Annotated in this window: 12 protein-coding genes and 1 pseudogene; 5 read left to right on the top strand and 8 right to left on the bottom strand. The window is 26.2% G+C overall.

Annotated elements, in window-relative coordinates; translation table 4 throughout:
* Positions 1 to 20: 20 nt before the first annotated feature.
* Complete coding sequence (locus ACQH20_RS02080; protein WP_425377343.1) at positions 21 to 1,397, top strand: Sapep family Mn(2+)-dependent dipeptidase; 1,377 nt, start codon at positions 21 to 23, stop codon at positions 1,395 to 1,397.
* A gap of 89 nt (positions 1,398 to 1,486) precedes the next feature.
* Here the strand turns inward: ACQH20_RS02080 and ACQH20_RS02075 are convergent, their stop codons facing one another.
* From ACQH20_RS02075 to ACQH20_RS02065, 3 genes and pseudogenes are all read right to left on the bottom strand, one after another.
* The gene (locus ACQH20_RS02075; protein ID WP_425377342.1) at positions 1,487 to 1,630 is read right to left on the bottom strand and encodes a hypothetical protein; all 144 of its coding nucleotides are present in this window, start codon (positions 1,628 to 1,630) and stop codon (positions 1,487 to 1,489) included.
* Between the two features lie 34 nt (positions 1,631 to 1,664).
* Positions 1,665 to 2,663, bottom strand: coding sequence for a hypothetical protein (locus tag ACQH20_RS02070; RefSeq protein WP_425377341.1), 999 nt, complete (start codon positions 2,661 to 2,663; stop codon positions 1,665 to 1,667).
* A 118-nt stretch (positions 2,664 to 2,781) separates the two neighbouring features.
* Positions 2,782 to 3,973 (bottom strand): annotated as a pseudogene (locus ACQH20_RS02065) (IS3 family transposase).
* Positions 3,974 to 4,196: 223 nt separating this feature from the next.
* Here ACQH20_RS02065 and mnmA point away from each other — a divergent pair.
* On the top strand, positions 4,197 to 5,312 hold the full coding sequence (mnmA, locus tag ACQH20_RS02060; protein WP_425377340.1) for a tRNA 2-thiouridine(34) synthase MnmA: 1,116 nt from the start codon (positions 4,197 to 4,199) through the stop codon (positions 5,310 to 5,312).
* A 644-nt stretch (positions 5,313 to 5,956) separates the two neighbouring features.
* On the opposite strand, the gene ACQH20_RS02055 is transcribed toward mnmA, so the two are convergent.
* From ACQH20_RS02055 to ACQH20_RS02040, 4 genes are all read right to left on the bottom strand, one after another.
* Positions 5,957 to 6,421 (bottom strand): hypothetical protein, encoded by a 465-nt coding sequence (locus ACQH20_RS02055; protein WP_425377339.1) that lies wholly within the window; start codon positions 6,419 to 6,421, stop codon positions 5,957 to 5,959.
* A 170-nt stretch (positions 6,422 to 6,591) separates the two neighbouring features.
* Positions 6,592 to 7,458: a hypothetical protein gene (locus ACQH20_RS02050; RefSeq protein ID WP_425377338.1), complete on the bottom strand. Its 867-nt coding sequence runs from the start codon at positions 7,456 to 7,458 to the stop codon at positions 6,592 to 6,594.
* Positions 7,459 to 7,701: 243 nt separating this feature from the next.
* Positions 7,702 to 8,559 (bottom strand): hypothetical protein, encoded by an 858-nt coding sequence (locus ACQH20_RS02045; RefSeq protein WP_425377337.1) that lies wholly within the window; start codon positions 8,557 to 8,559, stop codon positions 7,702 to 7,704.
* 254 nt (positions 8,560 to 8,813) lie between these two features.
* Positions 8,814 to 10,574, bottom strand: a complete 1,761-nt coding sequence (locus tag ACQH20_RS02040) for an APC family permease (RefSeq protein WP_425377336.1) — start codon at positions 10,572 to 10,574, stop codon at positions 8,814 to 8,816.
* Between the two features lie 342 nt (positions 10,575 to 10,916).
* On the opposite strand from ACQH20_RS02040, the gene ACQH20_RS02035 reads away from it, so the two are divergent.
* Positions 10,917 to 12,410, top strand: coding sequence for a YfcC family protein (locus tag ACQH20_RS02035; protein WP_425377335.1), 1,494 nt, complete (start codon positions 10,917 to 10,919; stop codon positions 12,408 to 12,410).
* 73 nt (positions 12,411 to 12,483) lie between these two features.
* Here ACQH20_RS02035 and ACQH20_RS02030 read toward each other — a convergent pair whose 3' ends face one another.
* On the bottom strand, positions 12,484 to 12,789 hold the full coding sequence (locus ACQH20_RS02030; RefSeq protein WP_425377334.1) for a hypothetical protein: 306 nt from the start codon (positions 12,787 to 12,789) through the stop codon (positions 12,484 to 12,486).
* Between the two features lie 244 nt (positions 12,790 to 13,033).
* Between ACQH20_RS02030 and ACQH20_RS02025 the strand changes: the two genes are divergently transcribed.
* Together ACQH20_RS02025 and ACQH20_RS02020 are read left to right on the top strand one after the other, a co-directional pair.
* A complete protein-coding gene (locus tag ACQH20_RS02025) occupies positions 13,034 to 13,375 on the top strand; it encodes a hypothetical protein (protein WP_425377333.1) in 342 nt (113 codons plus the stop codon).
* The gene (locus ACQH20_RS02020) at positions 13,278 to 13,718 is read left to right on the top strand and encodes a transposase (protein ID WP_425377332.1); all 441 of its coding nucleotides are present in this window, start codon (positions 13,278 to 13,280) and stop codon (positions 13,716 to 13,718) included. The genes ACQH20_RS02025 and ACQH20_RS02020 overlap by 98 nt, the downstream gene beginning before the upstream one ends.
* Positions 13,719 to 13,887: the final 169 nt, after the last annotated feature.

Here is a 13,887-nt window from a genome sequence, read left to right as displayed (position 1 = left end):
ATATCAAGGAGTGAATAAATATGGAATTCAATGAAAAATTGCTAAAAGAAAAATATTTTCCGCAAGCACTAACAAAAATAAAAGAAATTGTTAAAATTCAATCATATGCTCAACCACCCACAACAGCAGCACCTTATGGGCCTGGTGTTAAGGAAGTATTAGATTATGCTATTAATTTAGGACAAGAATTAGGTTTTAAAACTTATCGTGATAAAAACAATAAGTATGGATATTTAGAATATGGTGATGGTAAAGAAATATTTGCCATGTTAGGTCATCTTGATGTTGTACCACCAGGTAATTTAGAAGAATGAAAAATTCCACCTTTTTCGCCAGAAATTATTAATGATATTTTATATGGACGAGGTGTATTAGATGATAAAGGTCCAACAATTATTATTCTATACTGTTTAAAATATTTAAAAGATCATGGCTATCAACCAAATCGTCTAATTAGAGTTATCTTTGGTTTAACTGAAGAAACAACATGAGATTCAATTAACACATATATGAAGCAAGAAGGTACTCCAACTTTTGGTTTTACTCCTGATGGTATGTTTCCGCTAGTATATGCTGAAAAAGGAATTATTAACTTAGATATTATTGGTACAGGTCATAAATCCATTGTTATTAATGCAGGTGATGCTTACAATGTCACTTGTTCTACTAGTAATATTAATGGTGTTGATATTGAATCATTTGTTAAAATTGGGAAAAATAAGAAATATCGAATTGAAAATAATAATCAACAAATTACCATTCATGGTAAACCAGCACATGGGTCACGACCAGATGAAGGAATTAATGCAGGATTAAGAAGTTTATTAATTTTAAATGAACTTAAAGTTGAACATAATCTAATTAAATTTGTTGGTGATATTTTACAAGAAGATACTGCTTTAACAAAATATTTTGGTGATTTAGATGATGAATCTGGAAGTTTTACTATTAATGTTGGCATTGTTGAAATTAATAGCAAAAGTTCAAAATTAGGATGTAATATCCGTATTCCAGTTAAAACTGATTTACAAGAAATTTTAAATAGATTAACAAAAATATTAAAACCTTATAATTTAACAATAAAACAACAACATTATGATAAACCATTATATATTCCACAAGAATCAACAATTGTTATTAAATTAATGGAAATTTATCAAGAAGTTACTGGTGATAAAAAAGCAAAACCAATTGCAATTGGTGGTGGAACTTATGCTAGAGCAATACCAAATTGTGTAGCATTTGGTGCGATATTTGATCATACTAACTCAACTGAACATCAATATAATGAATGTATTAAAGTTGACGAATTATGAAAATCAATGTTAATTTATGTACGTGCTATTAGTACACTGGGAAGTTTAGAAATTGGTAAATTATATAAAAAGTTAGAATAGTTTATTCTAACTTTTTATATTTTCATTAATTTTGGGACTTTCCTAAAAACTGTGTTTTTTAAATAAATTTTAGTTGTAAAATCACTAAGTTACACAGATTGCTGGAAAGTCCCTAAATTAGGAGTTCTAGGACAACCAACAAAAGCAGGACCATTAATACTATTAATAACACTTACCAATTCATCATTAAAGTTATTACTTAATTGTCGTTCATCACTACTATTAATACTCATATAATTACTATTAGTTACTATTTCCTCTAATTCATTATTTGGAGTAGACGTAAAAAATTTCTGTCATTGTTTTTTTAGCATATTTATTTAATACTTTATTACCAATAGTATCATTGATAATTAAACCAAACATAATAGCAAACATTGGAACTTGAAAAAATGTAGATTCAAATTCTGGTAATCTATCAGCAGTATACATAACAGCTGCAGTTTTAATTGCATTATCTATTATAGTTGCTATTACCATTGCTGTTAAATAACCACCACTTTTTAAAAGACTCATACATTTTGATTGTTGAGAAAGTAATAATTCTAACTCATCATTTTCATTATTATTATTTAAACAGTTAAAATATCTTTTGAAAGCAAACCACATATGTGTTTTTGTTAAATATTCTATACCCTTATCTATTAAGATAGAAGTATAACATAAAACTTCTGCTCGTATAATTGTTGATAAAATATTTGGGCCATAAATAATTTTACTTCAATATTCAGCTAAACTAGTTAAAGAACCAACTGAATACATACTAGAAGCCGTAATCATAAAATGATTCGAAATTCAATATCCAGCTTTTGCTATTAGCATTTTTCCAAAGATAGCTGTTTTTGAAAGACATGAATAACCTTCTTCAACACCAATTTCGGGATATAAAGATAAAAGCGGACTCATTTCTTGATCAGCAGTTCTATTAAATATTGTTCTTCCCTCTTGTCAAATTTTTTCTGCGCCCCATTTTCATAAATTCATTGCTTGTGTACTAATTACCAATTGTACTGGAGTTACTCCAAAATCAACTAAATTATTTAAAGGATTTACTTTATTTCAATCAAATGTTCCAATACTAGTAACTGCTACCTGAAATACTCGTTGTACAGTTTTCAAACCAACTGCTGGTGTTAATAAACTAGCTGTTCCAATTATTTTTTTAGTATCTGATCATATTAAACTACTTCAACTATTATTAATAGTATTTGCTTCTATATTACTATCTATATCATTATTTATTAATAACTCTTCTTCTTGTGGCATTTTTTCTCTTTTCTCTATTTCTTTATTAAAACATAAAAAACACATTAGTAACAAACTTTACAAAAGTGGTTATAAACCATATTTTGTTAAATTGCTGGAATGGCAACCCTTTTTAGGACTATTTTTTGGTAGACATTTGTTCTTCATACTTAACTGGAGTTAAGTACTTTAGAGTGCTGTGAATTCTTATGTTGTTGTATCAGTTGATATAATCAAATAATTCTAATTTTAATTGGATTAATGATATAAAATTTTTTTCATTAATAAATTCTGTCTTAAAAGTTTTAAAAGTCGCTTCAGCAACAGCATTGTCATAAGGACAACCTTTTTCACTTAAAGAACGGGTAATGTTGAATGCTAATAAAAGTTTATCGATAGTTTTGTTATTAAATTCGTTACCGCGATCAGTATGAAATATTTGCATATCTTTTAAACAGCGATTTTATTGCATAAATGCTTGGTATACCAATGATGCATCTTTTTTAGTACCAACACTATGTCCAATAATTTCGCGTTAATAGGGACTTTCCAGCAATCTGTGTAACTTAGTGATTTTACAACTAAAATTTATTTAAAAAACACAGTTTTTAGGAAAGTCCCAATTAAACAAATATAGTTTCATTTGCCATTAACTTGAACATAAGTTAAATCACTAAGAATAACTTCATTTTTAAGCCTATTATTAAAGTTTTTATTAACAAGATTGGTAATTTGATTATCATTAACTTTATTATGATTATTTTTGAATGATAATTTCGTGTATTTTGATATTAAATTATGTTCATTCATAATTTTTTTAATTTTTCTTCTTGATAAAGGAAAACCTTTATTTTCTATACTGACTTTTAATCTTCTAGTACCATAAACTTCTTTATTTTCTTTAAAAGCACTAATAACAGCTTGTTCATAAATATTATTTTGCATTTTATTTTCTTTTTTCTTTAAATTAAAATAATATGTTGATTTAGAAATTTTTAAAAAACGACACATTGTGCGAATTTTATATTTAGATTTATTTTCAACCATAATCTCTATTTTCTGTCTATTATTAGTGCTGATTGCTTTAAAATATCATTTTCCATTCTTAACTGTTTTAATTCTTTTCTTAATTTAATTAATTCATTTTCTTCAACAGAACGATTATCTTTAGTTTTAAAACTACCTGAATTAGTAAATTGCTTAATTCAATTATAAGTAGCTGCTCTTGTAACATTGTACTCTTTAGCAAGACAAGACACTGACTTACCACTTTGATATAAAGCTACTATTTGTTTTTTAAATTCATCTGAATATGAGTTAATATTGGCCATAATTATAGTTCCTTTCTTTTAACTAATTTGTTCACTTGTCTACGTAATTAGTGTCCAATAAAGTGTAACCGATCTATGCTTTTATGTGTTTTAACATTAGTATAAAGGATTATCACTTAATAATCAATATATAAATTCAATAATTTAAAAATATTTATTTGGGTATTTATTATATATTTGTTACAATTATTAAGCATTTATGAAAAGTATTAAGGAGTAAAAAATGACAGAAAAAAAACGCATTGTTGTTGGTATGAGTGGTGGTGTTGATTCATCAGTAACAGCAGCACTTTTACAAGCAGAAGGCCATGAAGTTATTAGTCTTTTTATGCGTAATTGAGATTCACTTTTAAATAATGATTTACAAGGTAACAATAATCAAGATATTTGTCCACAAGAACAAGATTATCTTGATGCTTTATCTGTTTGCCAAAAATTAAATATTAAATTAGAAAGAATTGATTTTGTTAAGGAATATTGAGATAATGTTTTTACTTATTTTCTTGAAGAATTTAAAAAAAGTCGTACTCCTAATCCCGATATTCTATGTAACAAATATATTAAATTCGATGCTTTTTTAAAATATGCACAAAAAAATTTAAAAGCAGATTATATTGCAATGGGGCACTATGCACGAATTAACTACAATCCAATTACTAAACAATATCAGTTATTAAAAGGAATTGATGATAATAAAGATCAAAGTTATTTTTTATGTCAATTAACACAAAAACAATTAAAATATAGTTTATTTCCTTTAGGTAATAAAACTAAAACTAAAGTTAGGGAATTAGCAAAAAAATATAATTTACCAACAGCAACAAAAAAAGATTCTACTGGCATATGTTTTATTGGTAATCGTAATTTTCAGACATTTTTAACAAATTATTTACCAGCTAATCCTGGCAAAATTGTTGATATTAATACCAAAACTACTATTGGTAATCACAATGGTGTTTACTACTATACACTTGGCCAAAGAAAAGGTATTAATCTTTCGGGAATGAAAGTTCCGTATTTTGTTGTTGAAAAAGATGTTACTAATAATATCCTTTATGTTGCTAATGATAATGAAAATAAATGACTAATGAATAGCGGTTGTACTGTTAAATCATTGAATTGAATTAATAATAGTACATTAAAAAACTCTTTAAAATGTAATGCAAAATTTCGCTATCGTCAATCTGATATTGCTGTTATTATTAATTTTATTAATAATGATGAAATTAAGGTTGAATTTTCAGAAAAGATACGCGCTATTACGCCCGGTCAAACCGCTGTTTTTTATGATGGTGATATTTGTCTTGGTGGTGGAGTTATTGATCAAATATTTCGCTAATCAATTATTAAAAAACTAATATAAATAATAAAATTTTTAATTGCATATTTTTTTATAATTTTCAAGATTCAAAAATTACTATTAAACTATTTTTTTTAGTTTTTAGATACTTTTATTGCATTTTCTTTTTTACGTTTTTAAAATATAAAACAACCTATTATTATAAAAGTTATAGAAAAAAACAAAAAGAGATTTTAATGAAAAAAAAATAACAATATTAACTACCTTAGCATTTACAATAACTATTGAAAATTGTATTAGTAATTTTAACTTAAGCACAATCACATTACAAAATGATTGTTTAAAAAAATAATGTTCATCAAAGCAATAATGATTTTATTTTTTTTCTGATTTATATAAAAATAATAAAGGCAAAATATATGTAATAACTAATGATGGTATTTATAAATATACTAATGATAAAAATACATTCATAAAAATGAAAGGCATAAATGGATTAATAATAAGTTTAAAATTTGATGTAAAAGATAAGATTAATGCTTTAAAAACTAATGACATTTATAAATCTCTAGTCAATAAAAATGATAATATGGGAATATTTAATCAGTAAAACCTAATTATAATTAATCAATATTTAGTTTTTATTTTGATATTTTTTTCTAAAATTAAATTTTAAAAAAATATTAATTTAAAATTCGTGGTTTAGATTGCAAAGTATTACTAATACCATTATTACTACTATTACTATCAACAGTATTATTTATAATTGGCTTAATACGCATATCAAATATAGTAATAGCAACATTTTTAATACTAATAAAAAATTGCTTTAAAAAATCTAATTGTTCAAATGTAAAATTTAGTTCTTGATTAGTAATCAAATCATTAATTTTTTTAATATCATAATTATTTTCATAATACACAGCAAAATTATCACATTGATTTTGTTTGATCAACATAAAAAAAGAATTAATAGTATTATTATCCAACTCTTCAATTGGTAATGCTTTTAAAATTTTAGGTTCAGTATCATTAAAAGTTGTTGTTACTTTATATAAAATTTTTAAATCATTATCAATTTTATATTTTTCTAATTTATAATTTTTTAATTGATTGTTATCATTAACATAATATGATTTGTTTGCCATTTGATTACCACCTTTAAATAAAATAAATCCTTTTTCAATTTAAATAAATGAAAAGAGATTTAAAAAATCAAGTATTAGTTCTTATTTAATTTTACAACTAAATTATTTAGAAATAAAGTAAATCTATAATAAAATATATTATTTTATTATAGATTTAAATTTAATTTATATTAATTAGAAAATTTATTATTTGCCTGGAGTTCCAACAGCCATTTTTTTTCAAGAATAACACTATCAAAATGTAACTGTAAAAATGAGGGTTCACCATCATTAAAAGTTTTTATTTCTTCTGTGCCGGTAGGTGAACTAAAAAAATGAGTTGTAAAAGATGTATTTAATACTTTAAGTAAAGACTCAAACTTTGTTTTGTTTAATTCATCAGTAAACTCTAATTTAAAACCAGAAGTTGGCTGATCGGCCTTGAATCCTTGATCAGCAGTTAGTTTTAAATCAGTTAAAGGTTCTTTTATAATATTACTTGTTATTACCTTTGAAACATTTAAATTTGCTGCCTTTATATTAATATTATAAGATTTAACAAACTTAGCAGCAGTTTTACTACTCATAATATCAATTTGACAAATACCATCCGCTACTTTAAAGTCAGTTGTGTCAGCAACTGATATTTCACCTGGAGCAGCAGTTTTAATTGTTACAATTAAATTGGTAATAGCATCAACATCGGATTCTGAATAATCATTATCTTGATTACCAGATGTAAATCCCAATTCCCTTAAAAAGGTTGCAGCATCAGTATCTTTTGCTTTCCATTTACCAGCAGCAGAACCTTCAACTAATAACTTTTCTTTAAACAAATTATCTTTAATAAGATTAGTAGAGTCAGCAGTGATAATACAAGTTCCAAGATTATCAAAATTTATTACTTCATCAATTATGCTTGTATTTTCATCACTATATCATCCTAATAATTCTGCATATTTCCCATTTAATTGCGGATTATTAGGAATATTTGAACCATTATTACCGCACGCAACAACTGAAGGAGTTGCTCCTACTGTTAATGCAAGGGCACCCATTTATCTTAATATATTTTTCATATTCACATATATCTCCAATAATATTCTTTAAACTTATTATAATAACTATAAATCAATAACTTAGTTACTTTTTTTAATATAACATCGTATAATAAGTTCTCCAATATTTATTATATACTATATATTTATAATGTTTAAAAATATGAAAAATAAACATTTTTTAAAAATAAATTACTCCTTTTAAATTAAAAGGAGTAATAATATTATTTTTATTTTATAAAATTATGCAACCGTTAATGTAGTTTTTACAGTAGTAGGATCAAAATTAACATCACCTGTTTTATAACTTATTTCTAATTTTTTACCTTCTGCTCATGTTCCTTCAGCATCAGTCGATTCCATTTGCGCAGAAATTTTTAAGCCAGTTAACGTATTTAAAGCCATAAATTGTTTTCCATTATCTGTTTTATCAACAATACTTATTGCTGCTCCTTGTTTAGCACCTGGTGAAATATTTCCATCTTTTACAAATAAAATATTTGAATTTGTAACAACATCAGTATCTACTATTTCAATTTTACCAGCTATTACAGCAAGACCAGCAGCAATAACACCTTTTGTTTTATCAGCTTTTAACTTAATGCCATAAACATCACCAAGTGCCTCTTCACCTTTTTTAAATTGGAAGTTAAAAGTACCACCAGTAATAGCATAATCTTTACCATCATCCATTTTAGCTAATTCTGGTTTAATATTAGTAACTTCAGCAGTTATTGCGTCTAATACAGTTTTATCAAAAACTCCATCAGCTAAAGTAGTTCCCTCTTTTGGTTTAACTTTTAATACATTAGTAATAAAAGTTAAACATGCTTGATTTGCCGCTTTATCTCCCTCTCCTAATAATTTACCAGCTTTAATTGCTGATGCTTCAGCAACAGCTCAACTAACATTATCCTTGACAGTTGTATCAAGTGAAGCTGTTTGTACACCTTCTCCTTTTTCATCTGTTAACCCTAATTGTTTTGATACTTCTACGTTCATGGCTACACCAGCTTTATCACCACAAGCAACAACTGAAGTAGTAGCTGCTGTTGTTAATGTTAATGCACCCATTAATCTTAATATATTTTTCATATTCATATATAGTACCTCCAATAATATGACTTTTGAACTACAAATACAATAACCACAATTTAGAATTACTTCTAAACATAATATTGAAATGAATCCAATTAACATTATACATCATATTTTACTTTCTACCATCAATATACTTTATAAATATAAAAAAATATTCATTATTAACACCTTTAATATTACTATAAAAATTTGTCAAAAATAATAAATACTAAAAATGTATTAGTTATAATAACAAATACATTTTTAAACTTTTTTTATTCTTCGTCTTCACGCCATTCGCCTTCTGACATCAATAATTCTTTACGTACATTTTTAGCAATCGTATAATTAGGGTTTTTATCATCACCATTAATTAAAACATTACGTACTAAATAATTTTCAATTTCATTTTGTAGATTTTTTGCAACAAAAGGTCAATCATCTTTCACTCTAAATTCGCTATCCAATTCTTCTTGTAATTTAGGATTTGTAAGCATTCTTTTTCTTTGCATTGGTTTATAATAAGCAAAGTATCAAATTAGAGCAAACGCAATGCCAGCAATTAAATAAACTAATTGTAAAACATTAGAAGTTATATCAGATATTCCTTTTGTAGTATCAGTTCCACCTTTACCAATAAGACTTGCACCCGAAATTAAACCATTGATTAAAGATCTTAATCATTCTTCAAATTGTCAAACTAAGAAAAGTGTTGCTGCAAGTCAAATAATAATTTCAAAAATATTTTTTTTCAATTTCTTTTCTATAGACAGTTTAATTGCAATGGAAAGTACAAAAACATAAATAATAACCATAATAATACCGGCTTCAGCAGTTAATGTTCCATAATTAACAATCGAACTTAAAACTAATTGTCCATCCTTATAAACAGGATGTAACGTATCAACTATTACTCCAATAATATCAGGTAAAATTAATCATACAAAAGCTGAAGAAAAAGTAATAATTAAATTTAATCTAGAAGCTTTAAATGGAATGTTATCTTTTGATAATTCTTTATATTTAGGTGAAATATACCCCTCAACAGATAATGGTTCTAAAATAGCACCACTATATAAAGCATTTTGCATTCCAGCATTAGACTTTAATGAAATAGTACAAATTAACATTACAAGGATACCAATTATTCCTAATCATTGTGCATGAGCTTTATCACCTAAAATTTTAAAAATACTTAAGTTGGGATTATCTGAAAAATTACCAGCAACAGCACCAATCATAAGGATTGTTACTGCCATATAAAAAATAGTAGATAAAATCATAACAATAACTAATGAACGACTAATATTTTTTTCAGGATTTCTAACATTTTTACCAATTGTTGAATAGGTTTCAAATCCTAAAAAGAAAAAGAAACACATGGCAAAAGCTTGTGAAAAGTTATTGGCAGTTAATTGTTGATGAGAAGTAGTCATATCTCAATTTGAAGTTCCTGCCATCACAAATAATATAATAGTTGCTATGATTAATAAAAAAGTTGTTCCTCATTTTAAATAACTAGAAATATTCACAAATTTTTTAAATGCAGCCATTCCTAAAAATAATACACAAGAAGCTAAACCATAAATTAGAATTCCAATCAAATCTAATCCTAAATGTTGTCATACTCCTCAATTAGCATATAAAAAAGAAGATGGATCAGTAAAGTTAATTCTAATCATTGATACAATTTGTGAACTAACTATAACAGGTAAAGTAGCATACTGTAAAAAAGAAATTAATCAACCTCAGAAGCGACCATAACTACTTCTAACATAAATATAAGCAGCACCATTATTACCCGGATGTACTCTTGAAAGTCTTGAGAAAGCTCAAGCACAAGTTCCTGCAATTAATCCTTCTACTAAAAAAATTCAAATCATATGAGAACCTAAATTTAAACTATCTTTATTAATTAAAATTGCAAAGTTAGCAGTAAAAGTAATTCCAACAGTATAATTAAAACCAAACCAGACTAATTCTGATAAAGTTAATTTATGATTTATCCTTTCTTTTTTCTTAAAAAGTTTTAACATAATATTCTCCTTTCAATTATAATAATTATATACCTTTAAAGTGATTTCATTAATTAATGAAATAGTCAATAAAATCAAAAAAATAAAAAAATATATGTAATTTATAATAACTAATTTTATTTTAAAATACTACTAATATTTAATTAAATTTTCAAATAATACTAATAAAAAAATAACATTTTTTTAAAAACTATTATTATAATAATGTTACTTAAATAAAAATAGTACTTTTTTAATAAGTTATTTTAAAAAATAAGCTTAAACATCTTTTATTCTACATGATAAATAGTGTATTATATAATAATACTTTTAAAAAAATAAAGAAGGAGGTATTAATCATATATGGGAATTACCAAAAAGAAAAAATTTCGTTTATTTCCATTTAAAATGCCAACAGCAATTACAGTCTTATTCTTTATTATTGCTCTAATTATTATTATTTCTTGGATTCCAGGAACAACAGGTAAATGATTAGAAGATGAATCAAAGCCTGTAAGCACTGATAACCCCTGACAAGACGGTGGGCCATTAGGTATCATGGACTTATTTTTGGCTCCAATTAAAGGTTTCATTGGTAGCAGTGATATTATTGTTTTTGTTTTAGTAATTGGTGGATATATTGGCATAGTCATGAAATCAGGTGCACTAGATGCAGGAATTGGTCGTTTAGTTAAACGTCTAAACGGAAAAGAAATTTGAATTATTCCTTCAATTATGACTATTCTATCGATTGGTGGAACAGTTGAAGGAATGTGTGAAGAAACTATTCCTTACTATTTAATTATTATTCCAGCAATGTTAGCTGCTGGTTTTGATGTTGTTACAGCTGTATTAATGATTTTATTGGGTGCTGGTGTTGGTGTTATGTTTTCAACACTTAATCCCTTTGCTATTGCCACAGCTTCACAAGCTAGTGGTTTAAATCCGGGTGATGGAATCATCTGACGTTTAATTTGTTGATTTTTAGCAACTATCGGTACTATTGCTTTTGTTATGTGATATCCAATCCGTGTTAAACGTAATCCTGAAAAATCAGTTGTTTTTCACTTACATAGTGAGCATCATGAAGAATTTATTAATAAAGAAGAAATACCTGAATTTACTAAACGTCGTAAAATTATTTTAGCACTATTTGGATTAACATTTTTAATTATGGTGCTTTGTATTATTCCATGAGGTAAAATTACAGGAACAACTATTTTTGATGATTTTCACAATACATTAATTAAATATTTTCCATATTTCACAAGTCAAATTAATGCATTTGGTGACTGAAATATTGAAATGTTAGCTTTCTTATTTTTCTTTGTTTCAATTATCATTGCAGCAATTGATTGAAAAGGCGAAGAACAATATGTTCGTAATTTTATTAGTGGTTCTTCAGAATTATTAGGTGTTGCTTTAATAATTGCTGTTGCTGGTGGAATTGGCTGATCATTACAACATTCAGGAATGCAACATGTTGTTGTTGGTCAATTGCAAAGTATTGATAAATTGCCAAGATTTGCTATTGTTATTATTGGTTTTTTTGCTTTTCTTTTGATTGCCTTTGTTATTCCTTCAACATCAGGATTTGCAAAAGCTGTTTTCCCTATTGTTTCAAAAATAGTAATTCCTTTAGGATTAGGTTCAGGAATGATTACTACTTTTGTTATGGCTAGTGGTTGAATTAATTTTTTTGCACCAAGTGCAGGTGTAATGATGGCAGGACTTGCCATTGCTAAAGTTCCCCTAACAAGTTTTTATCGAGCAATCTGACCATATACTATTGGTATTACTGTCTTTGCCTTAATAATGTTAAGTATTGGAACTTTATTACCTCAATCAATATTTTAGTAGAATTTAAAGCACTATGTTAATTAAAACTTTTCTCTAATTAGAGAAAAGTTTTTTAATTTTTATTTTATTTTTATAAAATTAAACATCGTTTGGGAAAACATTCACTTTCACGATCTGTTTGCGTTTGTTCATTATTTAGTAGACTTAATTGATCATCTGCTAATTCTGAAATTTCTACAACTTCATCTTCTGGTAAAAAAATTTGTTCTAATATTTTATTAATATTATTTCAATCATTTACAAAATTTTCACTCATTTTACTGTCTCTAATTATTTTTCCAGTAGCAGGATCATATTCTGTTGATTGACAAGAATTTAACAACATTTCTTCAACAAAAGCAGAAACTTTATAAATAATTAACGGACTTCTCCCCACATGTACTTGTGGAGGAAAAATGAATTGAAATGAATTCAACAGAATATTTCAAACTGAAAAGAATTGTTTGAAATATATAGCAAGTTTGAAGGAAAACAAATGTATCAGGTGTTCTTGAACAAGTTTGAATACTTCTGATTTAAGAAGAATAAGATGTTTGAAATGTCATCAAACATTTAGGGACTTTCCTAAAAACTGTGTTTTTTAAATAAATTTTAGTTGTAAAATCAGTAAGTTACACAGATTGCTGGAAAGTCCCAACATTACTATTCTTCATAACACCATTTTTTACAAGTCACAAACACCTTTGACATCTTGGTTTTATCTCATCTTTAGATGAATAAACACCAAACATGGAATTCCATCAACTGATGTTACAAAAGAGTTGGGAGTGACCTTAAAAACAGCTTGAAGAATGGGTCACAAAATCCGAAGTGCCATTGCTAAACAAGAACCTCAATTCATTGTTGAGGGGATAGTGCAAATGGATGAAATGTATCTTTCACATATGGGTTTTAAAAAACAAGGAAGATCCTTGGTGAATAAAACTTTGATTGTTGGGATTTATGAAAAAAACAACCAATAATTTAATTGTGAAAATATTGAAAAACGCAAACAGTAAAAATCTTTTGCAGTTTGCAAGAAACCACATTTCTTCAAAGTGTGTTGTATATACTGATTCTTGAAAAGGATATCACGATTTGAAATTGGTTTTCACTAAGCATGAAACAGTTAACCATCAAGATGGCTATATTTCAAAAACTGGTGTCAATACCAACGAAATTGAATCAGTTTGAAAACATATAAGAAGAACATTTAAAACACATATCAAAGTTGCAAAACATCATGTTCATTTATATGCCAAAGAAGCTGCATATAAATTCAACAAGATACCTAGTTTTGAAACTGTAATGCTATGTTTGATTTAAAAATGTGGGGAGAAGTCCGTAGATAGGGTTTTCTCAACATTTATGTGATAAAATTTAAAATACTACATAAAGGGAGAAAACCCATAATTAATAATTTTTGGTTAATATTATCATCACTTTTTTCTTTCTGTAATTGCTGTTTATACTTACTTAATTCATCTCATAATGA

Origin of the sequence: Spiroplasma endosymbiont of Aleiodes alternator (assembly GCF_964031135.1) — a bacterium.
Classification (GTDB): domain Bacteria; phylum Bacillota_I; class Bacilli_A; order Mycoplasmatales; family VBWQ01; genus Spiroplasma_E.
This window is presented reverse-complemented; position numbering and strand designations above follow the sequence as displayed.